Origin of the sequence: Caulobacter sp. ErkDOM-E, from assembly GCF_048541895.1 — a bacterium.
GTDB lineage: Bacteria > Pseudomonadota > Alphaproteobacteria > Caulobacterales > Caulobacteraceae > Caulobacter.
Genome location: NZ_CP183331.1, coordinates 2,025,414 through 2,051,377 on the forward strand (window position 1 = coordinate 2,025,414; position 25,964 = coordinate 2,051,377).

The window sequence follows — 25,964 nt, forward strand, 5'->3', positions numbered from 1 at the left end:
CTCCGGGGCGTTTTCTGTTTGTCGTCGGCCGGGCGGGCTTAGCCGCGGCGGCCGTCATGGTGACCATCACGGCCGTGAAGGTCACGATCCTGGCGGTCGTGCTTCTGCACATAGATGCGCTGGCTCAGACGGTCGAAGCGCATGTCGAGGTCGCGGCGTTCCTGCATCGACAGGCCGCCGCCGCTGCGCCGGTACTGGACCTCCAGGCGACCCAGGCTTCGGAACTCTCCGCGCAGACGCTGGGCTTCCGAGCGGGTGATCTCGCCGCTGCGGACGCCTTGGTCGATGCGGCGATCCAGATTGGCCTGGCGCTGGTTGACCGACTGCCAAGGCGCGGCCTGGGCGGCCAGGGGAGCCGCAGAAACGATGGCCAGGGCTGAGAGGGAAAGCAGGAGGCGTTTCATGGCGAGAACCTTTCGAAACGGGCGATCGCCGGGGAGTGCGATCTGATGCAGCCATAAAGCCACCCTCCGCCTGAACGTTCCCCGAGCCGCTCGTTATGTGGAGTTCATCCGCCGCGATCCATCCGCATCACGCTGATCGCAGCAGGGCAAAGGTCGCCATGACGGAATCAGCGTGTTTGCTCGAGGCCTTTTCGTGGAGCTCTGTTTCGGCAATGGACCGGAACGCACTTCGCCGAGCGGCGCCCTAGTAGACGTCCTCGGGATCGAAGTCAGCCTCTTCGCCGGCCTCGCGAGCCGCAGCGCGCCGTTCCTGGCCAGCGAACTCGTGGTCGATCCGTCGACGGCGGCAGGGGCCGAAATAGGCGCCCACGCGAACGAAGGGGCGGGGGTTGTTGATCACCTCGTTGAGGCGGTGCATCACCCCGCGCGCATTCAACGGCTTGGCGAGGAACTCGGTGACCCCGGCCATGCGCGCCTCGTCAAGGCTGCGCTTGGTGGCGTGGCCTGTGATCATCACGATTGGGATATAGGGGGACGGGCTGGCGGGGGATGTCCGGATCCACCTGATGAAGGCTAGGCCATCGACCGGCTGCATCATCAAGTCCGTGAAAATGATATCGACGTCCCGGGCGGTCAGAATGCGCAGCGCCTGAAGGCCATCCTCGGCTTCGTGAATAGCGCGGATGCCAAAGGACTTCAGGATTGCGCCCATGATTTTGCGCATGTTTGAGTTGTCGTCGACAACGAGTACGGACAACGAACTGAGGTCCATCCCGTTCACTCAACCATCTCCAATCACCCAGCAATGTGAATGCCGTAGGACCCTGATGTCCCCAACGATGACGGTGCGCCTGCTCTGGTTTATGAAGTGTTTCTTGGCGAAATTCGAGTTTCTGAAACCGTCATGACCGAGTTTTGACTTCAAATCCCCTCATAGAGACCTGTCGTTAGGGTGGATTGATTTTTTGGACTGTCGCGACGCGCGAAAAAGGCCGCGCTCTGCAAGGGCGCGGCCTTCTGAATCTCGGCGGTGCTGTGAAGCTTAGCGGCGGTCGCCGGGGCGGCTGCCGGGAACATTCTGATCGTCCTGGGGCAGCATGCCGCCACGACCGACGTTTCCGAGCAACTGCTCAAGAATGGTCATTTCGCGACCGCGGGTCGGGGTCTCTCGGCCGTTATAGGCGATGACCTTGCCGTCCTTCAGCGTGAAGGTGTTCACCGACGCGACCTTTTCGTCGGCCGGGTTGAACTTGATGGCGATGACGTCGCGCTTGATCACGCGCGGCATGTAAAAGGCCACCCGGTCCGTCGTCTGGGATACGTAGTACCAGGTGTTCGGGTCGAAGGTTGAAATGGTCGAGGGTGAGCCCAGCTTCTCCATCAAGGTGGACTTGCTGTCCTCGCCGACCTTCATGTCGGCGGGGCGGGCCTCGATGGCCTGGAAGCCGGAATAGCTCGTCAGCGGTGTGCAGCCGGCCATAACGGCGGACAGGCCGAGGGCGGCGGCGACAAAAACGGCGGGACGAAACATGTAGGCTCCGGAACCGGAAAAATGCTGGACTTTGACCTATCGCCCGCAGGGGCTTAGTTCAATGGCCCGCGTGGACCGGTAGCTCATCTAGTTCCGGGTCGCGGCGAAATAGAGGCGTTGAATGATTCTGGATCGACTGCTGAAACCCAGGCCCGCCAAGGCCGCCGGGGCCAAGCTGTATGCATCGGCCGTCGCGCAGGCGCGCTCAGCGCCCCTGTACGCGACGATGGGCGTTCGCGACTCGCTGGAAGGCCGGTTCGAACTGTTCACGCTGCACGTCGTGCTTTTGCTCGAACGTTTGAAGGCGCAGGGTGACCTGGCCGCTGAAACCTCCCAGGCCGTGTTCGACGCCTATGTGCGCGGTCTGGACGATGCTTTCCGTGAGATCGGCGTCTCGGACAACGCCGTCGGCAAGAAAATGAAGAAGCTGGCCGGCGCCTTCTATGGTCGCTTGAAGGCGTTCGACGAAGCCGCCGCCTCGCTGCCGGATCGCACCGCTCTGGGCGAGATGATTGGCCGCACGGTTCTGGAAGAGCGCGGCGAGGGCGACGCCGAAGCGCTGACGACCTACGTGGTCGCCGCGCGCCAAGGCTTGGCTGCCCAGTCGCTGGACGCTCTGCTGCAAGGAGAGGCGCAATGGCCGAACCCGTAAATACACCCTGGCCCTGCGAGGTTCCGCTGGCCCGCGTCGATCGCGGCGACATCAGCCTGCGCTTTGAGCCCGACGCCGATCAGCGCAAGGCTATCGCCAAGCAACTGGGCCTGGTCCGCCTGGAGGCGTTCTCGTCCGAGGTCTATCTGACCTCCTGGATGGATGGCGCCGAGGTTTCCGGGCGCCTGAGCGCCAGGGTGATCCAGGTGTGCAGTGTGACGGCCGACGACTTTGAGGAAGCCATCGAGGCGCGGTTCACGGTCCACGTCATCCCCGCTGACAGCGAGCATGCACCGGCCGAAGAAGGCGGCGAGCTCGGGTTGGACCCCGAGGCCGATGACCCACCGGATGTGCTGGAAGGCGATGTGATCGACGTCTCCGGCTATGTGCTGGAGCATCTGGCGCTTGAGCTGGATCCCTTCCCCCGCAAGCCGGGCGCGGTGTTCGAGAATCCGCTCCCGACGGCGGAAATCTCGCCCTTCGCCGCGCTCAAGGCGCTCAAACCCCAGGGCGATTCGGACTAAACGGATCCGACTCGCCCCGCTTGCGTGATACTCATGCGGGCGTCCCAGGAGCTAAAAGCGCCAACGTGTCCAACACCATAGTCATTTCGATCGACGCCATGGGCGGCGATCACGGTCCGTCCGTCGTGGTTCCGGGGGTCGCCAAGGCGGCTCAGGCGCTGCCCGGCGTGCGATTCCTGCTGCATGGCGACGAAGCCAGGCTGAACGCCGAACTGGCCAGGTCGCCGGCCGCCAGGGCCGTCAGCGAGGTCCGTCACACCGACAAGTTCATCGCCATGGACGAAAAACCCGCCCAGGCCATGCGCCGGGGCAAGGGCTCGAGCCTGTGGAACGCCGTCGAGTCGCTGCGCGCCGGCGAGGCCCAGGCCTGCGTCTCGGCCGGCAACACCGGCGCCCTGATGGCGATCTCCAAGCTGATCCTGCGCATGGGCGCCGGACTGGAGCGCCCGGCCATCGTCGCCAGCTGGCCGACCATGAAAGGCATTACCGCAGTTCTGGACGTCGGGGCCAATGTCGAGAGCGACGCCGCCCAACTGGTCGAGTTCGCGATCATGGGCGCGGCCTTCCATCATGCGGTGCACGGCTCCAAGCGACCCACGGTGGGTCTGCTCAATGTCGGGTCCGAGGATCAGAAGGGCCATGACGAGGTGCGCGAGGCGCACGCCATCCTGCGCGAAACCAAGCTGGACTTTGACTACCATGGCTTCGTCGAGGGCACCGATATCGCCTACGGTACGGTCGATGTGGTCGTCACCGACGGCTTTACCGGCAATGTGGCTCTGAAGACCGCCGAGGGGCTGGCGCGTTTCTTCTCCGGTGAGATCAAGTCGACCCTGACCTCGGGTCCTCTGGCCATGCTGGGCGCGGTGATCGCCTCGGGCGCACTGAAGAAGATGCGCGCGCGACTGGATCCGGGCCGGGTCAATGGCGGGCCGCTGCTGGGCCTGAACGGCATCGTGGTCAAGAGCCACGGCGGGGCCGACGCCAACGGCTTCTTCTCGGCGATCCGCGTGGCCACCGATCTGGCGCGTAGCGACTTCACCGCCGAGATCGACCGAAATCTGAAGCGCCTGACCGCGTCGTCGGCGCCAGGCAGCGTCGAGGGCGAGGCCTGTCCCGTCGACGCCAAGCGTGATGGAGTAAGCGAGTGAGCGTTGTCCGTAGCGCGGTCACCGGGATCGGCGCCTATCTGCCGCCCAAGATCGTCACCAATCATGACCTGTCCAAGTTCGTCGACACCAACGATGAGTGGATCGTCGAACGCACGGGTATCCGCCAGCGTCACCAGGCAGCCGATGATCAGGCTGTGTCAGACCTCGCGCTCGAGGCCGCCAAGTCGGCGCTGGAGGCAGCCGGCAAGACCGCTGCCGATGTCGATCTGATCATCGTCGCCACCACCACGCCCGACCTGACCTTTCCAGCCACAGCCACCATCGTGCAGCGCAAGCTGGGCGCGCCGGTCGGCATCGCCTTCGACATCCAGGCCGTCTGCTCGGGCTTCGTCTATGCGCTGAGCGTCGCCGACGGCTTCGTGGCCCGTGGTCACGCCAAATGCGCGCTGGTCATCGGCGCGGAGACCATGACCCGTCTTATGGACTGGTCCGACCGTGGCACCTGCGTGCTGTTTGGCGACGGCGCCGGCGCCGTGGTGCTGGAGCCGCGCGAAGGGCAGGGGACCACGGCCGACCAAGGCCTGCTGAGCTTTGCCCTGCGCGCCGACGGCACCAAGCAGGACCTGCTGTTCGTCGATGGCGGCCCTTCGACCACCGGCACGGTCGGCAAGCTGCGGATGCTGGGCAACCAGGTCTTCAAGCACGCCGTGATCAATATATCCGAGGCCATCCGTGCGGCCGCCAGCTCGGCCGGCGTCGAGATTGCCGATGTCGATTGGTTCATCCCGCATCAGGCCAACCAACGCATTCTGCAGGGCGTGGCCCACCGGGTGGGACTGGACGAGGACAAGGTCATTTCGACCGTGGCTATTCACGCCAACACCTCGGCGGCTTCAATCCCCCTGGCCTTCGCTCATGGCGTCGCCGACGGCCGCATCAAGCCGGGGCAACTGCTGTTGCTGGAAGCGATGGGCGGCGGTCTGACCTGGGGCGCCTGTCTTCTGCGACTCTGACGAGCGTCGGCGCCCCGCTTGCGGGCGAGTGTGAAGTCTCGGCCTTGAGGCTTTGACTTCATGCGATAATCACGGCATGCAGGCGTGGCTAAACGTCAGCGTTCGCTGAGTGAAGTCGGCGACCTTCGTTTGAGTGGACCAAGTGTTTTCAATCTGGCGCAGTCCTTCAGGGACCCGCCAAAGCGCGTAGGGGGCGTCATGAAGGGCGCGACATTGACCCGGGCCGACCTCTGCGAGGCTGTCCATGAAGAGGTCGGTCTGACCCGGCAGGATTGCGCCGGTCTGGTCGAGCGCACGCTTGACCTGGTGGCCGAGGCGCTTGAGGGCGGCGAAACCGTCAAGCTATCGGGTTTCGGCGTCTTCCAGGTTCGCGACAAGCGGGCGCGCATGGGTCGCAACCCCAAGACCGGCGAACCGGCCGAGATCGAGCCCCGACGGGTGATCGGTTTCCGCGCCTCGCAGGTCATGAAGGCGCGCATCGACCGCGCCCTCGGCGGCTAGGCACACACGCGGTGGCGAAGGGACCCAACGCCTTCCGCACGATCTCCGAAGCCGCTGAAGAGCTGGGCGTGCCGCAGCATGTCTTGCGGTTCTGGGAAACCAAGTTCTCTTTCATTCGGCCCATGAAGCGGGCGGGCGGACGGCGATTCTATCGTCCGCAGGACATTGCCGTCCTTAACGGCGTGCGCGTGCTGCTGCACGGTGAAGGCCTGACCATCAAGGGCGTACAGAAGCTGCATCGTGATCAGGGCCTGTCCCATGTGATCGCTGCGGGCCTGGGCTCCAACGGTTCGGCCATGCTGGACGCTGACGCTGACGCTGCTCGCCCCAACGATCCCATGCACGGCTTCGAGCTGGCCGATGAGGCCCGCGATCGGCTGGCCTTTGCGCTCGGCGATCTCGAGGTCGTCAAGGCGCATCTGGACGGCCTTTTGAAGCGTCCTTGAGGCCCCTTGAAATTCACCCGGAATACCGGTTGCAGAGCCCCGGACCGGCGCCTATAAGAGCGCCTCTTCCGTCGGAGCGTGGCGCAGCCTGGTAGCGCACTTGACTGGGGGTCAAGGGGTCGCAGGTTCAAATCCTGTCGCTCCGACCATTTCCGCAAGGGAATAAACGGAAGAACGGAAAGGCCGCCCTACGGGGCGGCCTTTTTCGGTTTCGGCGGGCTCAGCGAATGACCGGCTTGTCCGCCTTGCCCATCCACGACATCAGCGGCATCAGCGGCAGGCCCCACACCAGGCCCACGACAGCGAAATACGCCAGGTGCACCGCGCGGTTGTCGGGCAGGTAGTCATACAGAGTGGCGGCGATGGCCACGTAGGCGACCAGAAAGGCCATGATGCCCAGGCCGCCGATCAGTTTCCGCACCCTGGCTGGAATAAGGGGGCGGGGAGAAAGAGGGCGAGCACTCACGCGGATCTCCGGAAGACAAGGCCAAGTACGGCCAGAAACATCGTGGCGCCGACACTGGCGACGATCAGGCCACCCCAGAAGCCGGTGAAGGGCAGGGCTAGGCGCTGAGCGATGAACACGCCGATAAAGGCGCCGATCACGCCGATCAGCAACTTGAAGAACAGCGAGTGGCGCCGTCCCAGCACGAGGTCGGCGAACCAGCCAGCGAAGATGCCGATCAACGCCGTGGCGAATACTCCAACACCGCTCATCAGACCCTCCACGCGAGACCGGTCGTCCGCGTCGCCATCCTCGCACGAAAGTTCCTTAAGCGTCATCGGTCATGGACGGCTGAGCGCGACGGGAGTAGGGGACGGCTGGTCGCATTTCGGCCCAGAATAGTCGCTTTGTCCGGTACCATGACGTCATTCCTGCGTTCCGACCGTTCCCGCCCCGTCGCCATCTGGCTGTTTGTCGTGGCGGCCCTCGTCTTCTGCATGGTCGTGGTCGGCGGGGCCACGCGCCTTACTGATTCGGGCCTGTCGATCACCCAGTGGAAACCGATCCTGGGCGCGCTGCCGCCGATGTCGGACGCCGCCTGGCAGGCCAATTTCGCGCTCTACAAGGAAATTCCCCAGTACAAGCTGGTCAATGCCGGCATGACGCTGGAGGCCTACAAGACCATCTTTTGGTGGGAGTGGGGGCATCGGTTCCTGGGCCGGCTGGTCGGCGCGGCCTTCGCCATCCCGTTCGCCTTCTTCCTGATCCGCAGGATGATCCCACGCCGCCTGATCTGGCGCTGCGCGGTGATGCTGCTCTTGGGCGGGCTTCAGGGTCTGGTCGGCTGGTGGATGGTGTCGAGCGGCCTGTCCGAACGGGTTTCGGTCGCGCCGGAACGGCTGATGACGCATCTGGGCCTGGCCCTGGCGCTGTTCGTCATGCTGAACTGGACAGCGCTGGACGCCTGGGCCGGCTCACCGCGCGTTGAGGGGCGTTCCGCCTGGCGCGGCTGGGCCCTGGCCCTGCTGGGCGCTATCTTCTTTCAGAGCCTGCTGGGCGCGCTGGTGGCCGGCAATGATGCGGGTCTGGTCTATAACGACTGGCCGTTGATGAACGGGGCGTTTCTGCCCGACCAGTATGTAGGCAAGGGTTTCTGGGGCACGCTGGCCCACAGCCAGGGCGCAGTGCAGCTTCACCACCGGCTGGTCGCCTACGCCCTGTTCGCGGCGGGCATCGCGGTGGGTGTCATGGCCCACCGTGCGCGTCACCTGCCGGCTCAGGCCAAGGCGGCGGGCCTCGCGGTCGCCGTCGTCGTCACGCTGCAGGCCGGCCTGGGCGTCTGGACCCTTATGGCACACGTGCCGTTGTCCCTGGGCGTGCTGCACCAGGCCGGCGCAGCGGTGTTGCTGGCCGTCGCCACCGCCTTTGCCTGGCGCGTACGGCGGCCCTAGGCCTTCAGGGTGGCCCAGGGGCCGGTGATGGCCAGGGTGATGCCCGGCCACTGCACGTTGACGAACAGGGTCTGGCCGTCGGGCGAGAAGCAGGCGCCGGCGAACTCCGCATTACCCCGGAACGCGTTGCGAGCCAGGGTATAGACCTTGCCGGCCGGGGTTATGCCCTTGATGTGATTGGGCTTCACTTCCGAATAGCGGTCTTCACAGACCAGGATGTGGCCGAGCGGCGAGATCGTGATGTTGTCGGCGTAGTCGAGCACGCTCTCGTTCTTGCTTTCGACGAACAGTTGCAGGCGACCAGGCTGATCGGCCTCGCCGGCCTGGCCTTCTTGGGGGCTGGGCACATAGCGGAAGATCTGGCCCGCGCCGGCCGCACCGCCCGAGGTGGCGGTGAAATAGAGTTCGCCCTGACCCCACCAAAGGCCTTCGCCCCGCGCGAAGAAGGCCGCGCCCTTGGCGTGACCGCGCAGGCGAAGATCGTCATAGGGGTTGTCGACGCCGTCGATATCGATCCAGCGCGCGTCCTTCCATGCGCCCTGTTTGATATTGTCTTCGCCCTCCTGATTGCGGGTGTCAGCGTCTTCCGTCACGCCGACGAAGCCCAGCACCTGCAACCGTCCGCCTGCGGCGAGGTTGCGGCGGTCATTGGGCAGGAAGCGATAGAACAGGCCGTCCGGCAGATCCTCGGTCATGTAGACGACGCCGGTGCGCGGATCGATGCAGGCGGCCTCGTGCTTGAAGCGGCCCATGGCCTTCAGCGGGTTGGGATCGACCAGACCCTTGGCCGCGTGCGGCACTTCAAAGACATAGCCATGATCCTTGCCGATCTCGAGGCCGGCGGTGAGGGTGGTTTCCTCGCAGGTCAGCCATGACCCCCAGGGCGTGACGCCGCCGGCGCAATTGACGGCGGTGCCGGCCAGGCTGAGGTGCTGACTGACGGTCTGGCCGCTCTTGAGGTCGTAGATCATCGTGGTCGTGCCGCCCGGCAGCGGCAAACCCGTGTCGCCGAAGTCGTAGGCCCGATCCTTGGGCAGGCGGTCGGCCAGACGGCCGCCCAGGCCAAAGGCGCCGTAGTCGAAGGCGCGCGGACCCAGTTCGTGGTTGCGGACCAGGGCGACCTTGCCGTCGCCAACGTCGAAACAGCCCATGCCGTCAAAGGCGCCCGGCACAAGGAACCCGTCGGCCATGGTTTCGCCGGCCTGGCTGATCACGCGATAGGAGAAGCCCGAAGGCAGTTCCAGCATGCCCTTGGGGTCTGGCAAAAGCGGCCCATAGCCCTCGACCTCATTGATATAGGCATAGCTGGGCGTTTCACCGTCCTGGGCCCGAGCGCTGAAGCCGGTGAAGGCCAGGCTGGTGGCGGCCGAGGCGATAAAGGCGCGACGCGAGAAGGTCATGGCAGGGGCTCCGGGCTATGCCCGCCCTATGCCCGTCTTGCATGACGCTGCTATGACGCCTTGCGATGTGGTATTATGATACCGCATCACGCAAACCCTTGTGCTGTAAGGGTTTGTCGAGTTTCTTGCGTTCGCATTGTTGACAGGCCGCAAACCCTCCTGTACCTGCCGCCCCTCACGCAGACGGAGCCGTTTCCTTTGGCTCCAGACGCACAAGGAATACGGATCAATCCCATGCAAAAGACCACGGCTTCTCTGAAGCCTGCCGAGGTCGAGAAGAAGTGGATCGTGGTCGACGCCCAGGACGCCGTTGTCGGTCGTCTGGCGACGTTCATCGCCATGCGTCTTCGCGGCAAGCATCGTCCCGACTACACCCCCAACGTTGACTGCGGCGACTTCGTCGTCGTGATCAACGCCGACAAGGTGAAGTTCACCGGCAAGAAGATGGACGACAAGATCTACTATCGTCACACCGGTCACCCGGGCGGCGTCAAGTCGACCACCCCGCGCAAGCTGCTGGAAGGCCGCTTCCCGGAACGCGTCCTCGAAAAGGCCGTCGAGCGCATGCTGCCCAAGGAAAGCCCCTTGGCCCGCAAGCAGCTGACGCACCTGCTCATCTACAACAACGGTGAGCACCCGCACCAAGCGCAGAGCCCGGAAGCGATCGATTTCGCTGCGCGCAACGCCAAAAACACCCGGAGCGCCTAAGTCATGTCCGAAGCTCAAGGCTTTGACGCGCTGGCCAGCCTGTCCAGCAACCCCGAAGCGGCCGCTCCGGCCGTCCAGAAGATCGACGCCCAGGGCCGCGCCTATGCGACCGGCAAGCGCAAGAACGCGATCGCTCGCGTCTGGATCAAGCCCGGCAAGGGCACCATCACCATCAACGGCCGCGACCAAGAAGTTTACTTCGCCCGTCCGGTTCTGCGCATGATGATCGCTCAGCCCCTGCAGGTCACCGACCGCCTGGGCCAGTTCGACGTCGTCGTCACCGTTGAAGGCTCGGGCCTCTCGGGCCAAGCCGGCGCCGTGCGCCACGGCCTGTCCAAGGCCCTGACCTACTATGAACCCGCGCTGCGTCCCGTCCTGAAGCCGCACGGCTTCCTGACGCGCGACAGCCGCGTGGTCGAGCGCAAGAAGTACGGCAAGGCCAAGGCCCGTCGTAGCTTCCAGTTCTCGAAGCGCTAAACGCGGTTCACCGCGTTTGGAAAAGGGCGCTTCGGGAAACCGGAGCGCCCTTTTTCTTTGTCGCCTAGCGTGGCAGCCGAAAGTGGATGCCGGTTTCGGCGCCCGTCACGCGCCAATGCTTTTTGTCTGGATTGATCGGAAGTCAGCATGACGCCCAAGGTCTTCATCGATGGCGAAGCCGGCACTACGGGTCTGCAGATCCGCGAGCGTCTGGTCGGCCGCACCGATCTCCAGTTGATCTCTATCGATCCCGACAAGCGCAAGGACCCGACCGCGCGGGCGGAGATGCTGAACAGCGCCGACGCCGTGATCCTGTGCCTCCCAGATGAGGCTTCCAAGGAGGCGGTCGCCCTGATCGAAAATCCGTCGGTGAAGGTGATCGACGCCTCGACGGCCTATCGCACGGCGGGGGACTGGGCCTACGGCTTCGCGGAACTCGACCGCGAGCAGCGCGGCAAGATTGCCGCCGCGAAGCGGATTTCCAACCCCGGCTGCTACGCCACCGGCGCCATTGCCTTGACCCGGCCGCTGGTCTCGGCCGGCATCCTGCCCGCAGACCTGCCGATCTCGTTCAATGCGGTGTCGGGCTATACCGGCGGCGGCAAGGCGATGATCGCCGAGTTCGAGGACGAAACCGCGCCGAACTACACCAAGGTCCCGTACCGGATCTACGCCATGGGCCTGTCGCACAAGCATGTGCCCGAGATCCAGAAGCACGGCGGCCTGCTGACCCGGCCGATCTTCACCCCCGCAGTGGGCCGATACGCCCAGGGCATGCTGGTGGAATTGCCGCTGCACCTGGCGACGCTGGAAGACGGCCGCTGCCTGCACGACATTCATGCAGCCTTCGCCGCCCACTACCGGGGCGAGCAGTTTGTCCAAGTCGCGTCTTTGGACGAGGCCAAGGTGATGACCACCCTGGATCCGGAAGGCCTGAACGGCACCAATCGCCTGAAGATCTTCGTGTTCGGTTCCGATACCAGCGGTCAGGCCCGACTGGTGGCCCTGCTCGACAACCTGGGCAAGGGCGCGTCCGGCGCAGCGGTACAGAATCTCAACCTGGCGCTTGGCCTGGAGGAGGCGGCGGGTCTTTGATCCGTCGCGCCGGCGAGGCCAGCACTTCCTGATCAGGTCTGACGTTTAGGCTCAGCCTCGCCAGCGATAGTGCGCCACGGCCGCGTGGAGCTTGAACATCCACAGCGGCTCCTCCTTGGTTCCGACGCCGATATTGTGCACCACACGCGCGCTGTCGGGGCCGCGCGCCACGATGCCGAGGTGAGGGCGCTCGCCCCATACCCGCCAGGTGAGGATGTCGCCGGGGCGAGGTTCGTCGAAGCTATCGCCCGCCGCTCGTCGCGTTGTTCGGCTCAGCAGGGCGCCCTGGCGCTGCAGATAGGTTTCCAGGTTCAGTACCCGACGGTGATCGATATTGGAATCCGGCCTCTTGAGGCCCCAGGTTCTGCGCGAGGGGTAGGCGTCGAAGTTTCGGGCCATGTCCTCGTGGACCCGCTGCTGCAGGTCGATCTGCCAAGCGTCGCGGGCGGCGCGGACCAGCACGTCGGCGCAGACGCCGGTGGTGCGCAGCACGTCGCCTAGCGGATAGGCGATAGCCCGATAGCTGGCGTCATAGGCCTTGGTCACTCCGATCTGCTCGCGCGCCGCTATGGCCAGATCCCTGCCGTCGCGCGTCGCCGCAGTCGCGCCAAACGCCGGCGCGGCGAGAATCACTCCCAGGGTCGTTCGGCGGCTGATCGTGGACATGGCGGGAAGCTCCACCACGATCCGGGCAAGTTTTGGGCGAACGCCGTCCGGCGAATATGTGATCAACGATCAGGCGTCGGATCTCACGCGCACATAACTGCCAGGGGCGTCCTCGATCGGCTTGAGCTTGCCCTTGGCCGGGTCGCGGGCCGGGACCAGCGGGCCGGACTTGGCGCGCAGCCACTCAGCCCAGTGCGGCCACCACGAGCCCGGATGCTCCTGAGCGCCCGAGATCCAGCCCTCGACCGAGCCGGGCAGGGTGTCATTGGTCCAGTGCTGGTACTTCTTGGCGTCGGGGTGATTGATCACGCCGGCAATGTGGCCTGAGCCGGCCATGGTGAAGGTCACCGGTCCGCCAAAAGCCCGCGCGCCACGATAGACGCTGCGATAGGGGGCGATGTGGTCATCCTTGGACGACTGGACATAGATCGGGATCCCGACTTTGGACAGGTCCAGCTTCTCGCCGCCCAAGGTCAGGGCGCCGGTGGTCAGGGCGTTGTCCTTGTAGAAGTTGCGCAGATAGAACATGTGCAGCGACTTGGGCATGCGGGTCTGGTCGGCGTTCCAGAACAGCAGGTCGAAGGGGCGGGGCTCCTTGCCCATCAGATAGTTGCTGATGAAGAACGACCAGATGAGGTCGTTGCCGCGCAGGGCGTTGAAGGTGTCGGCCATCGACTGGCTGGGCAGGAAGCCGCCCGTCGCGTCCATCTGCTGCTCGATCGACTGTAGCCATTCCTCATTGGTGAACAGCAGCAGGTCGCCCGCCTCGGCGAAGTCCTGCTGGGCCGCAAAGAACGTCGCCGAATTGATCCGCTTGTCGCCCCTGGCGGCCATGTGGGCCAGGGCGCAGGACAGCAGGGTGCCGCCGATGCAATAGCCGACGGTGTTGACCCTATCGACTCCGGTCTGGGTCATCACCTGCTGGGTGGCGTCATAGATGCCCTCCAGCATGTAGTCCTCGAAGGTCTTGGCGGCGAGCTTGGCGTCGGGATTGACCCACGAGGTGACGAACACCGTGAAGCCCTGACCGGTCAGCCAGCGGATCATCGAATTCTCGACCCGCAGGTCCATGATGTAGAACTTGTTGATCCACGGCGGGAAAATCAGCAGGGGGATCTCGTGTACCTGCTCCGTGGTCGGATCGAACTGCAGCAGTTGCAGGATGTCGTTCTGGTAGACCACCTTGCCAGGGGCGGTGGCGACGTTCTCGCCGACCTTGAATTTCTCCAGGTCGGTCTGGCTGATGGCCAGCTGGCCGCCGCCGCGATCGAGGTCGGCGGCGAAATTCTCCATGCCTCGCACCAGGCTCTCGCCATTGGTCTGCATCACCTCGCGCAGGGCGGCGGGGTTGGAGATCAGGAAGTTCGACGGTGAGAAGGCGTCGGTCAGCATCTTGGTGAAGAATTCAACCCGACGCTTCGAAGCCGGATCGACCCCCTCGACCCCGGACACCAGGCCGTTCAGCCAGTTCGAGGTCAGCAGGTACGACTGCTTCATCATGTCGAACATGGGGTTGGACGCCCAGTCGGGATCGTTGAACCGCTTGTCGCCGCTGGCGGGGGTCACGACGGGCTTGATGTCTTCGCCAGCGGCGCGACGGGCGGCCGACTGCCACAGATCCATGTAGCGGCCAAAAAGATCGGCCTGGGCGCGCAGCATGCGGTCGGGCTGGGCGGCCAGGCGGGACATCACCTCATTCATGGCCGGGGCGACGTGGAACGGGTCAGCGTTCAGTGCGGCTGGACGATCGGCCTGGCGCAGGGCTGCCTCGGCAATGGCGCCTTGGGCGGTCACAGCGGCGCGGGCCAGATTGGCCGACAGTGTCTCCAGCATCTGACGCTGATCGGGCGACATCCTCGCATCCAAGCTGGGCATCGATGGCGGGATTGGAGAAGCCGCGTTGGCTCGGGTCGATTCGTCTTGAGGCCTGGGCGCGTCCTGATGCGGGGGGCGTTCGGGCGGCGGGACTGAAGGCTTGGCGACAGTCTTGGGCTTGGCAGAGGCCGTTTTCGCCTTGGAAGCAGCGGCCTTGCGCGGCTTTGGGGGTGTTTTCGCCGTAACCATGCTGGTTCTTCCCGCTTCTTTTCTACCGTCTCGTCAGCTTGCCGACGCGCGCGGCCTTTTGTTCGTCGCGATCATCGCATAAGACCGGAGACAAGATGAACGGCGCAACAGGCAAAATCGCACGTCTCGGCGTGCTAATCGGTCTCACGGCTCTGACCGTGTCGGGCTGCGCCTCGCCGTTCAAGGCGGCCAAGGTCGATCCGTCTTCGCCGATCGCTGAGGCGACCCTCGCCGCCGCGCGCCACAAGGGCCGTCGTCCCTCTTTCGCCGATATTCCCGCCGTCCCCACCGATGTGCGCGGACCGGCCCGGATCAAGGCTGTGGTGGAGGCCGAACAGCGCGCCGCCGCCAAGCTGCGTCGTGACGCAGCGCCGGAAACCTTCCAGCTGACCGACACCGAGGGCTACGCCGCCCGCGCGCGCGCGGCCGCCAAGGCGCCCGACTTTGGCGCGCCCACCGACGCCGATCGCGCCGAGACCGAAGCCTTCGCAGCGGCGGCGCGTGGCCGAGCTAGCGCGCCTTCGCCGCAGCCCAAATAGGCCGGCGAAGGCATAATCTTCCTTGAACTGGCTTGGCGAGGCCCCGCTTGGGGTCTATCCATGCCCGACTTTTGCTCCCGAAGCGCCGAAGCGGCGCATAGAGCCCTAAAATGACCACCGATTTTCATCGCATCCGCCGCCTGCCGCCCTACGTTTTCGAAGAGGTCAACAAGATCAAGGCGCGCCTGCGCGCCGAGGGGACGGACATCATCGACTTCGGCATGGGCAATCCCGACATGCCGACGCCGCAGCACATTGTCGACAAGCTGATCGAGACGGCCCGTGATCCCAAGGCTGGCCGCTACTCGGCCTCCAAGGGCATTCCCGGCCTGCGTCGCGCCATGGCGGGCTATTATGACCGCCGCTTCGGCGTGAAGCTGAACCCCGACACCGAGGTCATCTCGACCCTGGGCTCGAAGGAAGGCTTCGCCAACCTGGCCCAGGCCCTGACGGCGCCGGGTGACGTGATCATCTGTCCAAACCCCGCCTATCCGATCCACGCCTTCGGTTTCATCATGGCCGGCGGCGTCATTCGCCACGTGCCGGCCCTGACGCCCGAGGACTACCTCTCCAACATCAGCCGCGCGGTGAAGCACTCGGTGCCGCCGCCCAGCGTGCTGATCCTGTCCTATCCGTCCAACCCGACTGCCCAGTCGGTGGACCTGGAGTTCTACAAGGACGCCGTCGCCCTGGCCAAAAAACACGACCTGCTGGTGATCAGCGACGTCGCCTATGGCGAGATCTATTTCGAGAACAATCCGCCGCCGTCGATCCTGCAAGTCAATGGCGCCAAGGACATCGCCGTCGAGGTCAACTCGCTGTCGAAGACCTACGCCATGGCCGGCTGGCGCGTGGGCATGGTGGTCGGCAACGCCCGCATCTGCGCCGCCCTGGCCCGGGTGAAGTCCTATCTGGACTACGGCGCCTACACCCCCGTGCAGGTCGCCGCCGCCGCCGCCCTGAACGGCCCGCAGGACTGCGTCGACGAGATCCGGGGCATCTACAAGGCGCGTCGCGACACGCTGGTGTCCTCGATGGCCCGCGCCGGCTGGGACATCCCCAATCCGCCCGCCTCTATGTTCGCCTGGGCCAAGATCCCCGAGGCCTATCGCGAGGCCGGCTCGATGGTGTTCTCCAAGCTGCTGATCGAGGAGGCCGGCGTCGCCGTGGCTCCCGGCGTCGGCTTTGGTGAGTATGGTGAGGGCTACGTCCGCATCGGTCTGGTCGAAAACGAGCACCGCATCCGTCAGGCCGCGCGCAACGTGAAGAAATTCATCACCAACGCCGACGCCATCCTGGCCAAGCATCACAATTCGGTGGAGCCGGTCTAGGGACGGGCTTCGCGAGTAGGATTCGAAGATGACGAAAAAAACCTGGCGCGTCGGCGTCGCCGGTCTCGGTACGGTTGGCGGTGGCCTTCTGCAGTTCCTGGCCGAGCGCCCCGACTTCGCGCCCGCCGGTGACCGCGCCATCGTCACCGCCGTCTCGGCGCGGTCGCGGTCGCGGCCGCGCACGACCGACATCTCGGGCCTGACGTGGTTTGACGATCCCGTCGCCCTGGCCGGATCGCCGGATATCGACCTGTTCGTCGAACTGGTCGGCGGTTCGGACGGCCCGGCCAAGGCCGCAGTCGAGACGGCTCTGAAGGCCGGAAAGCCGGTGGTCACCGCCAACAAGGCCCTGATCGCCGAGCATGGGGCCGAACTGGCGGCCCTTGCGGAAGCGCAGGGCGTGCCACTGCTGTTCGAGGCGGCGGTCATGGGCGGCGTGCCGGCCGTGAAAATGATGCGCGAGGCTTTGGTCGGCGACGACATCGACTCCGTGGCCGGCATTCTCAACGGCACCTGCAACTTCATCCTCAGCGAGATGGAGAAGACTGGTCGCTCGTTCGCCGACGTGCTGCGCGAGGCTCAGGCCCTGGGCTATGCCGAGGCCGATCCGACCATGGATGTTGGCGGTTTCGACGCCGGTCACAAGATCACCATCCTGGCGGCCCTGGCCTTTGGTTGTGCGCCCAACTTCGCGGCCGCCGAGATCGAGGGCATCGAGGCGGTCGAGTTGCTCGACATCAAGCTGGCCAAGGATCTGGGCTACCGGATCAAGCTGGTCGCCTCCGCCTCGCGCACCGATCACGGGGTGGCGGTGAAAGTGCACCCGTCGCTCGCCCCGCTGGAGCATCCGCTGGCCCAGGCGGGTGGGGCGCTCAACGCCCTGTTCATCGAGGGGCGTCGTGTTGGCCGGATCTTTGTGCAGGGCCCCGGCGCCGGCGCGGGACCGACCGCCGCCGCCGTGGCCGCCGACATCGCCGATGTGATGACCGGCGCCGTGCGTCCCGTGTTCCAGGCTCCGGCCGGAAACCTCAAGCCGTTCATCGCCGTCGATCCCAGCCGCACGGTGGGCAAGGCCTATCTGCGGATCATGGTCCGCGACGAGCCGGGCGCCATCGCCGCCATCTCCGAAACCCTGGCCGAATGCGGAGTCTCTATCGACAGCTTCCTGCAAAAGCCCGTCGAGGGTGCGGGCGGCGTGCCGATCGTGCTCGTTACTCATGCGACTCCGGAATCCAATCTCCTCGACGCGATTAGCCGCATCGAAAAATTGCGCGCTGTGCTAGAGCGACCGCGCCTTTTGCGCGTCGCGCGCATCTGAGAACCGCGAAAAGCGGCTGAGAATTTAGCCTGACAAGGCTGGGAGACGTCGATGAGCTCTAAGACCCTGGATCGCTCGCTGGTCCTGGACGCGGTCCGCGTTACCGAAGCCGCCGCCATCGCGTCATGGACCCTGGTCGGGCGCGGCGACGAGATCGCCGCCGATCAGGCCGCCGTCGACGCCATGCGCAACGCGCTGAACGAACTGGCCATCGACGGCGAAATCGTCATCGGCGAAGGCGAGCGCGACGAGGCGCCCATGCTGTATATCGGCGAGAAGGTCGGCACGGGCAAAGGTCCGGCCATCGACATCGCCCTGGACCCTCTGGAAGGCACGACCCTGGCCGCCAAGGCCATGCCCAATGCCCTGGCCGTGATGGCCTGGGCGCCCAAGGGCACGCTGCTCAACGCGCCCGACACCTATATGGACAAGATCGCCTGCGGGCCTGGCCTGCCGGCCGGGGTGATCGATCTGGACCGCACGCCTGCCGAGAACGTGCAGGCCATCGCCGCCGCCAAGGGCGTCGATCCGTCTCACATCACCGTCTGCGTGCTGGACCGTCCGCGTCATGCCGAGATCATCGCCAGCGTCCGCTCGGTCGGCGCGCGGGTCTATCTGATCACCGACGGCGACGTGGCCGGGGTGATCAACACGACCGATCCCTCGACCGGCATCGATCTCTATGTCGGCTCCGGCGGAGCGCCCGAGGGTGTGCTGGCCTGCGCGGCGCTGAAATGCGTCGGCGGTCAGTTCCAGGGCCGTCTGCTGTTCCGCAACAGCGATGAAAAGGCCCGCGCCGCCAAGTGGGGCATTACCGAGCTCGACAGGAAGTACGACCTTCACGACATCGTCCGCGCCGACGCCATCTTCGCGGCCACGGGCGTCACCTGGGGCAATCTGCTGGACGGGGTCACCTACAGGGACGGCTTCGTGCACACGCACACCCTGGTGATGAACTCTTCGACAGGCACGGTCCGCGAAGTGCGAATGAAGCGCCGGGTGTAGGATCGTCACGGGCCAGCGTCTAAGGTCGCGGCGAATCCTTCAAACTTTTCGAGACCCTGAATGACCACGTTGAAAACCCTCGCCGACCACCTGGCCGCCGAGCAGGCCGCCGACGATGCGGTCAAGGACGTGGTCGCCGTGATCGCCGCCGCCTGCGTTCAGATCAGCAGGGTGGTGGCCTCTGGCGCCATCTCCGGCAGCCTGGGCGCGGCGGGGCAGATCAACGTGCAGGACGAAGAGCAGAAGAAGCTCGACATCATCACCAATGACATCCTGCGCGACGCCCTGAAGGCTTGTCCGGCCGTGGCGGGCCTGGCCTCCGAAGAGCTGGAAGAGATCGAGACCACCGGCCGCGCGGGCGGCTTCCTGGTCACCTTCGATCCCCTGGACGGCTCCAGCAATATCGACGTCAACGTCTCGGTTGGAACGATCTTCTCGATCCTGCCGGCCCCGGCCGGGCGCGAGGCGACCGAAGCCGACTTCCTGCTGCCAGGCCGCCAGCAGGTCGCCGCCGGCTATGTGGTCTATGGCCCGCAGACCATGCTGGTCCTGACCCTTTCGAAGGGCGTGTTCGGCTTCACGATGAGCGCCGAGGGCGCCTGGCTGCTGACCCACGAGACCGTGGCGATCGGCGCCGACACCGCCGAGTTCGCGATCAACATGTCCAACCAGCGCCATTGGGCGCAGCCCGTGCGCCGCTATATCGACGGCTGCCTGCAGGGCAAGGACGGTCCGCGCGGCAAGAATTTCAACATGCGCTGGGTGGCCTCGATGGTGGCCGACGTCCACCGCATCCTGATGCGCGGCGGCATCTTCATGTACCCGTGGGACGCCCGCGAGCCTGACAAGCCCGGCAAGCTGCGCCTGCTGTATGAGGCCAATCCCATGGCCCTGATCGTCGAGCGCGCGGGCGGCAAGGCGACCGACGGCAAGACGGCCATCCTCGACCTGCAACCCACCAAACTGCATCAGCGCGTACCGGTGGTGCTGGGCTCGGCCAACGAGGTTGATCGGGTCTCGGCGAGCTAAGCGACCGCGACTGACGCCGCCGGGGCGCATGGAGCGAATCCCCGGAAACGGATAGTCTCGTCCGATGCGCACCACATCCAAGCTCAGGATCGTCTAGCCATGGCCGACGGTCATGCGCCTATCGAGCAGGACGCCTTCCTGGGCGTCGCGCGCTCGCTGAGCGGCCGGGCCTGGCGCGAGCGCCCGGGCGATCCTGCGGCGGCGCGCAGCCATCAGCAGGTCCACGGCCTTTCCGAGCCCCTGGCGCGCGCCCTGGCGGCGCGGGGCGTGGGTGTCGATGGGGCTGAGGACTATCTGCGCCCGACCCTGAAGGCGCTGTTTCCCGACCCTTCCAGCTTCACCGACATGGACCGGGCCGCCGAGATCCTGATCGACGCCCTGGAAGCGGGCCGGCCGACCATGGTGTTCGCCGACTATGACGTCGACGGCGCCACCAGCGCCGCTCAATTGGTTCGCTGGTTCCGCCACATGGGCGTCGAGCTGCCGATCTATATTCCCGACCGCCTGACCGAGGGCTATGGCCCCAGCCCGGCGGCCTTCAAGACCATCCGCGACACCGGCGCCGAGCTGGTCGTGACGCTAGACTGCGGCGCGGCGGCCTATGACGCCATCGCCAGCGCCGCCACGATCGGACTGGAGGTGGTCGTGATCGATCACCACCTGATGCGCGAGGACCCGCCGGCCGCTGCCGCCGTGGTCAATCCCAACCGCCCGGGATGCCAGAGCGGGCAGGGGGTTCTGGCCGCCGCCGGGGTAACCTTCGTGCTGCTGACGGCTCTCAACCGCGAGGCTCGCAAGCGCGGCCTGTTCAGCGACGAGCGACCGCAGCCCGATCCGCGCCAGTGGCTGGACCTGGTGGCCATGGGCGAGGTCTGCGACGTCACCCAGCTGGTCGGCTTTAATCGCGCCCTGACGACCCTTGGCCTGCGCACCATGTCCCAATGGGGCAATCCGGGCCTGAAGGCCCTGTTTGAGGTCGGCAAGGGCTCCGGGCCCGCTTCGGTGTTCCATGCCGGCTTTATTCTGGGGCCGCGCATCAATGCCGGCGGCCGGATCGGTCGTTCGGACCTCGGCGCGCGCCTTTTGTCCACGGATGATCCCGAAGAAGCCCGGATGCTCGCCGAGGAGCTCGACGCCCTCAACACCGAGCGCAAGGCCGTTGAGGCCGGCGTGGTCGAGGAAGCCGCGGCCGTGCTGGAGCGTGGCAGCAATTTCAATCCGGACGCGCCCGTGATCGTGGTGGCGGGGGAGGGGTGGCATCCTGGGGTGATCGGCATCGTCGCCGGGCGCCTGCGTGAGCGCTATCGCAAACCCGTGGTGGTGATCGGCATCGATCGCGCGGCCAATGTCGGCAAGGGGTCGGGCCGGTCGCAGCCCGGCGTCAATCTGGGCGCGGCGATTCAAGCGGCGTTCGAGCAAGGCCTGCTGATGTCCGGTGGCGGTCACGCCATGGCGGCGGGCCTGTCGATTCGCCCAGATTCCATTCCCGAGTTCCGCGCCTTTCTGGAAGAGCGCTTGGCTGGCGAGATGGAGGCTGTAGGCCCCGAGGCCGTCGAGATCGACGCCCTGGTCCAGCCCAAGGGCGCTGACCGCGCGCTGTACGAAGACTTCCAGCGCCTTGCGCCGTTCGGTCCGGGCAATCCCGAGCCGATGTTCGCCCTGACCGGCGTTCGCGCCGACCGGGTGATGGCGCTGAAGGGCGGCCATGTGAAGATGGATCTGGTCGGCCCGACCGGCGAGCGCCTGAAGGCGATTTCCTGGCGTAGCGCCGAAACCGACCTGGGTCGGCGGCTGTTGTCAGGCGGCGGCGCGCTCCATGTCGCCGGCAAGTTGAAGCCCGACGACTACAATGGCCGCAACGGCGTTCAGCTGGAGATCGAGGACGCCGCCGACCCGCGCGCCTGTTGATCGCCGACAGCATTTTCGGGCGCTGTCGCCCCGTCTGTGGGTGAACGGAAAAAATGCTTCCCAGCGGGTTGCGCGCCCCAAACGGCGCGGCTATACACCCGCTTCCTCGCGGGGCCGTGGTCCCTTCGTCTATCGGTTAGGACGCCAGATTTTCATTCTGGAGAGAGGGGTTCGACTCCCCTAGGGACTACCACCCGCGAGGCTTTCAAATTCGACTACCGACGATGTCATCATCCCTGGATGGCGATGTGGTCCCTTCGTCTATCGGTTAGGACGCCAGATTTTCATTCTGGAGAGAGGGGTTCGACTCCCCTAGGGACTACCACCAAAAGCTGCATTGGCGATGCCTGTGGCTGCATTTCAGGATTGTTGCCAGAAAATTGCTGCGACGAAATGTCGCGCAGCTGCTGTGCGCGCGTGCTTGACGCGAATTCACCATTGACGGCTCTCCTAACGCGAGAACAGTGTTATTCTTGTGGCGCTCGTCCCGTTGGGCTGATTGGGCGAGCCAGAGGGGCGGAATGTCTGGTTACGATTTCGACACCGTGGGTGCGCACGAAGACCTCGTGCGGATCAGCGGACGCGTAAAATGGTTCGATGTTGGCAAGGGTTACGGGTTCATCGTTCCAGATGATCCTGGTCAGACCGGCCTCAAGGACGTGCTTCTTCACGTGACCTCGCTGCGTAATTGCGGCCGGGAAACAGCGCTTGAGGGCGCTGTGATCGTCTGTGACGTGGTGCGCCGCCCCAAGGGGTGGCAGGTCAGTGAGGTGGTCGATCTCGACGAGAGTTCGGCGCCTTCGGCTCTTGAGCGGCCGCGCCGTACCTTCGCCGACGCCGCGCCGCGCCGTGAGCGTGACGGACTGGGCAGCGGGTTCCGTTCCGGGCTGGACAGCGGCGGCGGGCGTCTGGCCCTCACCCCCGAAGGGCCGGCCGAGCACGCCAAGGTCAAATGGTTCAACCGCACCAAGGGCTACGGCTTCGTCGTGCGCGACGCCGAACCCGGCGACATCTTCGTCCACATCGAGACCCTGCGCCGCGGGGGCCTGGAAGACCTCCAGCCCGGCGATGACGTCCTGGTGCGCTTCGCCAAGGGGCCCAAGGGCCTGGTCGTGGCCGAGATCACGCCGGGCGACGCCTGACTTTGGCCATCCAGGCCTGCCATTCCTTCGCTGGGCCCGTGGCGCTAGGCTGCGAGTCCAGCGCAATGGCGAGCGAGGATTGTAAGTGGCGGTAATCTGCGAACCGGGACGAAGGGCGGTGCTGACGGCGCTGCTGGCTGGCGCGCTGCTGGCGAGCGAGGTCGCTGTCGCCAAGCCCGCAAGCAAGCTCGAGGCCGTGGAGATCCTGACCGCCAAAGGACGCGCGCGCTTTCAGGTCGAGATCGCCGCGACGCATGCCGAACAGCAACGGGGGCTGATGTTCCGCAAGGCCCTGGCGGCTGATCGCGGCATGCTCTTCACCTATGCCAGGCCGCAGCCCGCCGCGTTCTGGATGAAGAACACGCTCATCCCGCTGGACATCATCTACATCGCGCCCAACGGACGTGTGCTGTCGATCGTCCGCAACGCTCAGCCCCACAACGAAATGCCATTGCCTTCGGGTGGTCCGATCCTGGGCGTGCTGGAGATTGCCGGCGGCCGCGCGGCGCAGCTTGGCATCCTGCCCGGCGACAAGGTCCTGCACCGGATCTTCCCGAAAAACTGATCGGTTCTGCGATTGTTGCCGTTCCCGTTTGATCCGGACGACGAACCCTTGTAGAGCACGCCCCTGCCGATGTGTCGGAGCGTAGCGCAGCCTGGTAGCGCATCTGGTTTGGGACCAGAGGGTCGCAGGTTCGAATCCTGCCGCTCCGACCATCGGCTAAAGACTGGAGAGGTTCATGCTGGCCCGCATCTATCGCCCCGCCAAGACCGCCATGCAGTCCGGCAAGGCCAAGACGAAGGACTGGGTTCTGGAATTTGAACCCGCTTCGGCGCTCCGTTCAGATCCCCTGATGGGCTGGACCCAGTCGAGCGACATGAATGGGCAGGTTCGCCTGACCTTCGAAACCCGCGAGGAAGCGGTGGCCTACGCCCAGCATAATGGCCTGGCTTTCCAGCTGTTCGAGCCCAAGACTCCCAAGCGCATTATCAAGGCCTATGCCGACAATTTCGCGGCCGGCCGCAGACAGCCCTGGACGCACTAGCGTCCGCGCACCGAGGCTTTCCGGTTCGCGCCCTTAGCTCAGTTGGATAGAGCACTCGCCTTCTAAGCGAGCGGTCGCTGGTTCGAATCCAGCAGGGCGCGCCATTCCGACCCCAGAGCGCGCAAGGTTAGATGACGGTGTGGGGCCTAGCTGAAGTGCGGTGAAGGGCCTGGGCAGGATGACGGGGAGGGGATCTCCCGTCACGTTAGGGTTGTGCAGCAATAGCAATCGGGCGACGGGCGGGCGGCGAAGCTATCACCTAGCGCAGAGCCCGCTCATCGCCCGTGCGCCAGCCGCCGCTGAGATCTGCTCGGCAAGCCTGTTTTCAGGTGTGCGATATCCGAGACACTTTCGCGGGGTTCGATCGAGCCGCGCGGATAGCTCCAGCAGCTTCTCCGGTGCAATCAACGCCAAGTCAGTGTCGCTGGATAAGAAGCGCCGCAGACTGCTGACGGCCATTGGTGTTCTCGACCGCGCCTTGCGGAGCTCCAGCAGAGCGCACTCCCAATGGCCGCAAGAGTTACTCGCCTAATTAGTATTATTGGAAATATATCAGATAGTTCCGGCTTATGTCTGAGGTGACCAAGATGCTGGCAATGCCAAATTCCGCGCTGAACACGCGCGCCGAAATGTTGGCAACGGTCCAAGATGCTGGCACCGGGCTGATACGGTCATTGCAGCTACTCAATGCGTATCCGCTCGATAGCGTCCTGGGTGATGCCATCGCGCCTGCGATCGTAGAGTTTGGTGGTGCGCGGGCTGGAATGGTTGGCCATCTCCTGCGCAAGCTCCTGGGCGCCTTCATTCAGCAAAAAAGTCGTGATCCCGGTGCCGCGGAATGAGTGATTGCCTATCTTAGGCGCCACGCCCGCCGCCAAAGCTCTCCTTCGGACCATAGCATAGGCGTCGTGTCGACTGAGGCGCCGTAACCCCAGCTGGCCCGAGCGCCCGCGCGCTGTGCGGAACAGTGGTGCCTTTGACTGATCGCGATGGCCGGCGACGGCGAGATATGCATCCAGGTGATCAAGCAGCTTGTGATGAACCGGCAATTCGTGAACCTTGCCGCGCTTCTCGTGCAGTCGAACCCATGATCGGCCGGCCGTTTGCAATAGGTCTTCGACGTTCATGCCGGTGGCCGCAGACACCCGGGCAAAGCTGTATGTCATCAACGCGATCAACGCCCGGTCACGCAGGCCCACGGGCGTATCGTCTGGGATGCTTGCGATCAGGCGTTTGGCTTCATCAGCGGTGAGGATCGGCGTTTTGCCGCGCAGCACATCATGGCTGGGTCCACGCACAGAGGTGGCGGGGTTGCTGGCCAGTACTCCATTGCGGACCAGCCAGTCGAACAAGCTTCGTAAACCCGCCAAGCGCAGCTTGACTGTTGGCGCTGAAAACAGACCCTGACACTCTTCTATATATGCAGCGATGTGCAATGGCCGGATGTCGCCCAGTGACGCTAATGTCACTACGCCACGCCAGGCGAGGAAATGCTCGACCGCTCGCATGTAGGCGTCGCGCGTGTTGCCGTTGCGAATTGTGGCCGCGAAAAATTCCAGGAAGCGTTCCCCCGCGTCGTCGCTGGTCCCGGCTACGATGGCGGGGACGGCAAAGATCGGGGCTGACTTCAGGCTGCTGACGGCGCGAGCTTCCTCCGGGTGCGCATCCGTGTCCATTGCTCACCTGAAATCGCGCGAGCGCCCTGCCCGCGTTTCGGCTGCTCGATCACCGCACATAAAGGACATTATGTATGGTGATCGCCGGCACGATTTTCGCCACTCACGCGCTGGTGGTCGCATTGGTCTTCAGGTGAAGCGCCACCGCTGTGATGACGAGTTCGTTCATCGTGGCACCCTTGGCCTTGGCAGCACTGCGCACGCGCTCAACGAACGCCGTCGGCATCGGGACACTGATCGGAACGGCAAAGCTGGGAGTCGCATATAGATGTTGCCGCTGAGGCAGTTCGTCTGAGACAAAGGCCTCGATCACTTGGACGTAGTAGTCATTGACCCGCAGTCCCCAACGGACGGCGCGCTGCTTCATCTCGTCATGATAAGGCCTCGGCATTCGCGCCGTTACATTCTGCGGCGGGTTCACGTCAGCGATGGAGATGGAAGACATAATCTATGCGCGATCCTTTGATATCTCAGAGGCTTA

General features: G+C 65.0%; 29 protein-coding genes, 5 tRNA genes and 1 pseudogene. 24 read left to right on the forward strand and 11 right to left on the reverse strand.

The window, feature by feature from the left end; all coding sequences use genetic code 11:
* Positions 1 to 38: 38 nt before the first annotated feature.
* The 3 genes from ACN2C7_RS09885 to ACN2C7_RS09895 all read right to left on the reverse strand — a co-directional run bounded on the left by ACN2C7_RS09885 (position 39) and on the right by ACN2C7_RS09895 (position 1,935).
* Positions 39 to 404, reverse strand: coding sequence for a hypothetical protein (locus tag ACN2C7_RS09885; RefSeq protein ID WP_419321371.1), 366 nt, complete (start codon positions 402 to 404; stop codon positions 39 to 41).
* A 244-nt stretch (positions 405 to 648) separates the two neighbouring features.
* On the reverse strand, positions 649 to 1,185 hold the full coding sequence (locus tag ACN2C7_RS09890; RefSeq protein ID WP_419321373.1) for a response regulator: 537 nt from the start codon (positions 1,183 to 1,185) through the stop codon (positions 649 to 651).
* Between the two features lie 261 nt (positions 1,186 to 1,446).
* Complete coding sequence (locus ACN2C7_RS09895) at positions 1,447 to 1,935, reverse strand: outer membrane protein assembly factor BamE (RefSeq protein WP_419316766.1); 489 nt, start codon at positions 1,933 to 1,935, stop codon at positions 1,447 to 1,449.
* A 121-nt stretch (positions 1,936 to 2,056) separates the two neighbouring features.
* Between ACN2C7_RS09895 and ACN2C7_RS09900 the strand changes: the two genes are divergently transcribed.
* The 7 genes from ACN2C7_RS09900 to ACN2C7_RS09930 all read left to right on the forward strand — a co-directional run bounded on the left by ACN2C7_RS09900 (position 2,057) and on the right by ACN2C7_RS09930 (position 6,332).
* Positions 2,057 to 2,587, forward strand: a complete 531-nt coding sequence (locus ACN2C7_RS09900) for a ubiquinol-cytochrome C chaperone family protein (protein ID WP_419316767.1) — start codon at positions 2,057 to 2,059, stop codon at positions 2,585 to 2,587.
* Positions 2,572 to 3,111 carry a YceD family protein gene (locus tag ACN2C7_RS09905; RefSeq protein WP_419316768.1) on the forward strand — a complete coding sequence of 180 codons (540 nt, stop codon included), beginning with the start codon at positions 2,572 to 2,574 and terminating at the stop codon, positions 3,109 to 3,111. Before ACN2C7_RS09900 ends, ACN2C7_RS09905 begins: the two co-directional genes overlap by 16 nt.
* 65 nt (positions 3,112 to 3,176) lie before the next feature.
* Positions 3,177 to 4,262 carry a phosphate acyltransferase PlsX gene (gene plsX / locus ACN2C7_RS09910; protein ID WP_419316769.1) on the forward strand — a complete coding sequence of 362 codons (1,086 nt, stop codon included), beginning with the start codon at positions 3,177 to 3,179 and terminating at the stop codon, positions 4,260 to 4,262.
* Positions 4,259 to 5,236, forward strand: a complete 978-nt coding sequence (locus ACN2C7_RS09915; protein WP_419316770.1) for a beta-ketoacyl-ACP synthase III — start codon at positions 4,259 to 4,261, stop codon at positions 5,234 to 5,236. The genes plsX and ACN2C7_RS09915 overlap by 4 nt, the downstream gene beginning before the upstream one ends.
* A gap of 198 nt (positions 5,237 to 5,434) precedes the next feature.
* Entirely contained in the window at positions 5,435 to 5,737 is a 303-nt protein-coding gene (locus tag ACN2C7_RS09920) for an integration host factor subunit alpha (protein ID WP_062146827.1), read from the forward strand.
* Positions 5,738 to 5,748: 11 nt separating this feature from the next.
* A complete protein-coding gene (locus ACN2C7_RS09925) occupies positions 5,749 to 6,183 on the forward strand; it encodes a MerR family transcriptional regulator (RefSeq protein WP_419316771.1) in 435 nt (144 codons plus the stop codon).
* Positions 6,184 to 6,255: 72 nt separating this feature from the next.
* Positions 6,256 to 6,332 (forward strand) — tRNA-Pro (locus tag ACN2C7_RS09930).
* A gap of 71 nt (positions 6,333 to 6,403) precedes the next feature.
* Here the strand turns inward: ACN2C7_RS09930 and ACN2C7_RS09935 are convergent.
* Both ACN2C7_RS09935 and ACN2C7_RS09940 read right to left on the reverse strand, forming a co-directional pair.
* Positions 6,404 to 6,649 (reverse strand): DUF2842 domain-containing protein, encoded by a 246-nt coding sequence (locus ACN2C7_RS09935; RefSeq protein WP_419316772.1) that lies wholly within the window; start codon positions 6,647 to 6,649, stop codon positions 6,404 to 6,406.
* Positions 6,646 to 6,900 (reverse strand): GlsB/YeaQ/YmgE family stress response membrane protein, encoded by a 255-nt coding sequence (locus tag ACN2C7_RS09940; protein WP_419316774.1) that lies wholly within the window; start codon positions 6,898 to 6,900, stop codon positions 6,646 to 6,648. Before ACN2C7_RS09940 ends, ACN2C7_RS09935 begins: the two co-directional genes overlap by 4 nt.
* Positions 6,901 to 7,047: 147 nt before the next feature.
* Here ACN2C7_RS09940 and ACN2C7_RS09945 point away from each other — a divergent pair, with 147 nt between their 5' ends.
* Positions 7,048 to 8,079 carry a COX15/CtaA family protein gene (locus ACN2C7_RS09945; protein ID WP_419321451.1) on the forward strand — a complete coding sequence of 344 codons (1,032 nt, stop codon included), beginning with the start codon at positions 7,048 to 7,050 and terminating at the stop codon, positions 8,077 to 8,079.
* Here ACN2C7_RS09945 and ACN2C7_RS09950 read toward each other — a convergent pair.
* The gene (locus ACN2C7_RS09950) at positions 8,076 to 9,479 is read right to left on the reverse strand and encodes an alkaline phosphatase PhoX (RefSeq protein ID WP_419316775.1); all 1,404 of its coding nucleotides are present in this window, start codon (positions 9,477 to 9,479) and stop codon (positions 8,076 to 8,078) included. The genes ACN2C7_RS09945 and ACN2C7_RS09950 overlap by 4 nt on opposite strands.
* Before the next feature lie 234 nt (positions 9,480 to 9,713).
* On the opposite strand from ACN2C7_RS09950, the gene rplM reads away from it, so the two are divergent.
* From rplM to argC, 3 genes are all read left to right on the forward strand, one after another.
* The gene (gene rplM, locus ACN2C7_RS09955; RefSeq protein ID WP_035047832.1) at positions 9,714 to 10,187 is read left to right on the forward strand and encodes a 50S ribosomal protein L13; all 474 of its coding nucleotides are present in this window, start codon (positions 9,714 to 9,716) and stop codon (positions 10,185 to 10,187) included.
* Positions 10,188 to 10,190: 3 nt separating this feature from the next.
* Positions 10,191 to 10,664 (forward strand): 30S ribosomal protein S9, encoded by a 474-nt coding sequence (rpsI, locus tag ACN2C7_RS09960; RefSeq protein ID WP_419316776.1) that lies wholly within the window; start codon positions 10,191 to 10,193, stop codon positions 10,662 to 10,664.
* A gap of 147 nt (positions 10,665 to 10,811) precedes the next feature.
* Complete coding sequence (gene argC / locus ACN2C7_RS09965) at positions 10,812 to 11,759, forward strand: N-acetyl-gamma-glutamyl-phosphate reductase (RefSeq protein ID WP_419316777.1); 948 nt, start codon at positions 10,812 to 10,814, stop codon at positions 11,757 to 11,759.
* Between the two features lie 51 nt (positions 11,760 to 11,810).
* Here the strand turns inward: argC and ACN2C7_RS09970 are convergent, their stop codons facing one another.
* Together ACN2C7_RS09970 and ACN2C7_RS09975 are read right to left on the reverse strand one after the other, a co-directional pair.
* The gene (locus tag ACN2C7_RS09970) at positions 11,811 to 12,425 is read right to left on the reverse strand and encodes a DUF1287 domain-containing protein (RefSeq protein WP_419316778.1); all 615 of its coding nucleotides are present in this window, start codon (positions 12,423 to 12,425) and stop codon (positions 11,811 to 11,813) included.
* 69 nt (positions 12,426 to 12,494) lie between these two features.
* On the reverse strand, positions 12,495 to 14,300 hold the full coding sequence (locus tag ACN2C7_RS09975) for a class I poly(R)-hydroxyalkanoic acid synthase (protein ID WP_419316779.1): 1,806 nt from the start codon (positions 14,298 to 14,300) through the stop codon (positions 12,495 to 12,497).
* 320 nt (positions 14,301 to 14,620) lie between these two features.
* Here ACN2C7_RS09975 and ACN2C7_RS09980 point away from each other — a divergent pair, with 320 nt between their 5' ends.
* The 13 genes from ACN2C7_RS09980 to ACN2C7_RS10040 all read left to right on the forward strand — a co-directional run bounded on the left by ACN2C7_RS09980 (position 14,621) and on the right by ACN2C7_RS10040 (position 23,911).
* A complete protein-coding gene (locus ACN2C7_RS09980; RefSeq protein ID WP_419316780.1) occupies positions 14,621 to 15,028 on the forward strand; it encodes a hypothetical protein in 408 nt (135 codons plus the stop codon).
* A 110-nt stretch (positions 15,029 to 15,138) separates the two neighbouring features.
* Complete coding sequence (locus ACN2C7_RS09985) at positions 15,139 to 16,359, forward strand: LL-diaminopimelate aminotransferase (RefSeq protein WP_419316782.1); 1,221 nt, start codon at positions 15,139 to 15,141, stop codon at positions 16,357 to 16,359.
* Positions 16,360 to 16,387: 28 nt separating this feature from the next.
* Complete coding sequence (locus ACN2C7_RS09990; RefSeq protein ID WP_419316783.1) at positions 16,388 to 17,677, forward strand: homoserine dehydrogenase; 1,290 nt, start codon at positions 16,388 to 16,390, stop codon at positions 17,675 to 17,677.
* Between the two features lie 51 nt (positions 17,678 to 17,728).
* A complete protein-coding gene (glpX, locus tag ACN2C7_RS09995; protein ID WP_419316784.1) occupies positions 17,729 to 18,682 on the forward strand; it encodes a class II fructose-bisphosphatase in 954 nt (317 codons plus the stop codon).
* A gap of 60 nt (positions 18,683 to 18,742) precedes the next feature.
* The gene (locus ACN2C7_RS10000) at positions 18,743 to 19,711 is read left to right on the forward strand and encodes a class 1 fructose-bisphosphatase (RefSeq protein ID WP_419316785.1); all 969 of its coding nucleotides are present in this window, start codon (positions 18,743 to 18,745) and stop codon (positions 19,709 to 19,711) included.
* Between the two features lie 99 nt (positions 19,712 to 19,810).
* Positions 19,811 to 21,619: a single-stranded-DNA-specific exonuclease RecJ gene (recJ, locus tag ACN2C7_RS10005; protein WP_419316786.1), complete on the forward strand. Its 1,809-nt coding sequence runs from the start codon at positions 19,811 to 19,813 to the stop codon at positions 21,617 to 21,619.
* Between the two features lie 118 nt (positions 21,620 to 21,737).
* Positions 21,738 to 21,812, forward strand: a tRNA-Glu gene (locus tag ACN2C7_RS10010).
* A gap of 57 nt (positions 21,813 to 21,869) precedes the next feature.
* Positions 21,870 to 21,944 (forward strand) — tRNA-Glu (locus ACN2C7_RS10015).
* Between the two features lie 196 nt (positions 21,945 to 22,140).
* The gene (cspD, locus tag ACN2C7_RS10020; protein ID WP_419316787.1) at positions 22,141 to 22,761 is read left to right on the forward strand and encodes a stationary phase survival cold shock domain protein CspD; all 621 of its coding nucleotides are present in this window, start codon (positions 22,141 to 22,143) and stop codon (positions 22,759 to 22,761) included.
* 85 nt (positions 22,762 to 22,846) lie between these two features.
* Complete coding sequence (locus tag ACN2C7_RS10025) at positions 22,847 to 23,326, forward strand: DUF192 domain-containing protein (protein ID WP_419316788.1); 480 nt, start codon at positions 22,847 to 22,849, stop codon at positions 23,324 to 23,326.
* Between the two features lie 75 nt (positions 23,327 to 23,401).
* Positions 23,402 to 23,478: transfer RNA gene (locus tag ACN2C7_RS10030), tRNA-Pro, on the forward strand.
* A 23-nt stretch (positions 23,479 to 23,501) separates the two neighbouring features.
* On the forward strand, positions 23,502 to 23,807 hold the full coding sequence (locus ACN2C7_RS10035; RefSeq protein WP_419316789.1) for an ETC complex I subunit: 306 nt from the start codon (positions 23,502 to 23,504) through the stop codon (positions 23,805 to 23,807).
* A 27-nt stretch (positions 23,808 to 23,834) separates the two neighbouring features.
* Positions 23,835 to 23,911, forward strand: a tRNA-Arg gene (locus ACN2C7_RS10040).
* A 151-nt stretch (positions 23,912 to 24,062) separates the two neighbouring features.
* Here ACN2C7_RS10040 and ACN2C7_RS10045 read toward each other — a convergent pair.
* The 3 genes and pseudogenes from ACN2C7_RS10045 to ACN2C7_RS10055 form a co-directional block, all read right to left on the reverse strand.
* Positions 24,063 to 24,288: pseudogene (locus ACN2C7_RS10045) on the reverse strand (IS30 family transposase); the annotation flags it as partial.
* Between the two features lie 199 nt (positions 24,289 to 24,487).
* Positions 24,488 to 25,483 (reverse strand): tyrosine-type recombinase/integrase, encoded by a 996-nt coding sequence (locus ACN2C7_RS10050; protein ID WP_419316790.1) that lies wholly within the window; start codon positions 25,481 to 25,483, stop codon positions 24,488 to 24,490.
* Positions 25,484 to 25,586: 103 nt separating this feature from the next.
* Positions 25,587 to 25,928, reverse strand: a complete 342-nt coding sequence (locus ACN2C7_RS10055) for a hypothetical protein (RefSeq protein ID WP_419316791.1) — start codon at positions 25,926 to 25,928, stop codon at positions 25,587 to 25,589.
* Positions 25,929 to 25,964: the final 36 nt, after the last annotated feature.

Bases quoted from the DNA above. Each gene is read 5' to 3' on its own strand.
- ACN2C7_RS09885 (WP_419321371.1), bottom strand. From the start codon at position 404: ATGAAACGCCTCCTGCTTTCCCTCTCAGCCCTGGCCATCGTTTCTGCG.
- ACN2C7_RS09895 (WP_419316766.1), bottom strand. From the start codon at position 1,935: ATGTTTCGTCCCGCCGTTTTTGTCGCCGCCGCCCTCGGCCTGTCCGCC.
- ACN2C7_RS09900 (WP_419316767.1), top strand. From the start codon at position 2,057: ATGATTCTGGATCGACTGCTGAAACCCAGGCCCGCCAAGGCCGCCGGG.
- ACN2C7_RS09905 (WP_419316768.1), top strand. From the start codon at position 2,572: ATGGCCGAACCCGTAAATACACCCTGGCCCTGCGAGGTTCCGCTGGCC.
- ACN2C7_RS09920 (WP_062146827.1), top strand. From the start codon at position 5,435: ATGAAGGGCGCGACATTGACCCGGGCCGACCTCTGCGAGGCTGTCCAT.
- ACN2C7_RS09940 (WP_419316774.1), bottom strand. From the start codon at position 6,900: ATGAGCGGTGTTGGAGTATTCGCCACGGCGTTGATCGGCATCTTCGCT.
- ACN2C7_RS09945 (WP_419321451.1), top strand. From the start codon at position 7,048: ATGACGTCATTCCTGCGTTCCGACCGTTCCCGCCCCGTCGCCATCTGG.
- ACN2C7_RS09950 (WP_419316775.1), bottom strand. From the start codon at position 9,479: ATGACCTTCTCGCGTCGCGCCTTTATCGCCTCGGCCGCCACCAGCCTG.
- rplM (WP_035047832.1), top strand. From the start codon at position 9,714: ATGCAAAAGACCACGGCTTCTCTGAAGCCTGCCGAGGTCGAGAAGAAG.
- rpsI (WP_419316776.1), top strand. From the start codon at position 10,191: ATGTCCGAAGCTCAAGGCTTTGACGCGCTGGCCAGCCTGTCCAGCAAC.
- argC (WP_419316777.1), top strand. From the start codon at position 10,812: ATGACGCCCAAGGTCTTCATCGATGGCGAAGCCGGCACTACGGGTCTG.
- ACN2C7_RS09970 (WP_419316778.1), bottom strand. From the start codon at position 12,425: ATGTCCACGATCAGCCGCCGAACGACCCTGGGAGTGATTCTCGCCGCG.
- ACN2C7_RS09975 (WP_419316779.1), bottom strand. From the start codon at position 14,300: ATGCCCAGCTTGGATGCGAGGATGTCGCCCGATCAGCGTCAGATGCTG.
- ACN2C7_RS09985 (WP_419316782.1), top strand. From the start codon at position 15,139: ATGACCACCGATTTTCATCGCATCCGCCGCCTGCCGCCCTACGTTTTC.
- ACN2C7_RS09990 (WP_419316783.1), top strand. From the start codon at position 16,388: ATGACGAAAAAAACCTGGCGCGTCGGCGTCGCCGGTCTCGGTACGGTT.
- glpX (WP_419316784.1), top strand. From the start codon at position 17,729: ATGAGCTCTAAGACCCTGGATCGCTCGCTGGTCCTGGACGCGGTCCGC.
- ACN2C7_RS10000 (WP_419316785.1), top strand. From the start codon at position 18,743: ATGACCACGTTGAAAACCCTCGCCGACCACCTGGCCGCCGAGCAGGCC.
- recJ (WP_419316786.1), top strand. From the start codon at position 19,811: ATGGCCGACGGTCATGCGCCTATCGAGCAGGACGCCTTCCTGGGCGTC.
- cspD (WP_419316787.1), top strand. From the start codon at position 22,141: ATGTCTGGTTACGATTTCGACACCGTGGGTGCGCACGAAGACCTCGTG.
- ACN2C7_RS10035 (WP_419316789.1), top strand. From the start codon at position 23,502: ATGCTGGCCCGCATCTATCGCCCCGCCAAGACCGCCATGCAGTCCGGC.
- ACN2C7_RS10050 (WP_419316790.1), bottom strand. From the start codon at position 25,483: ATGGACACGGATGCGCACCCGGAGGAAGCTCGCGCCGTCAGCAGCCTG.
- ACN2C7_RS10055 (WP_419316791.1), bottom strand. From the start codon at position 25,928: ATGTCTTCCATCTCCATCGCTGACGTGAACCCGCCGCAGAATGTAACG.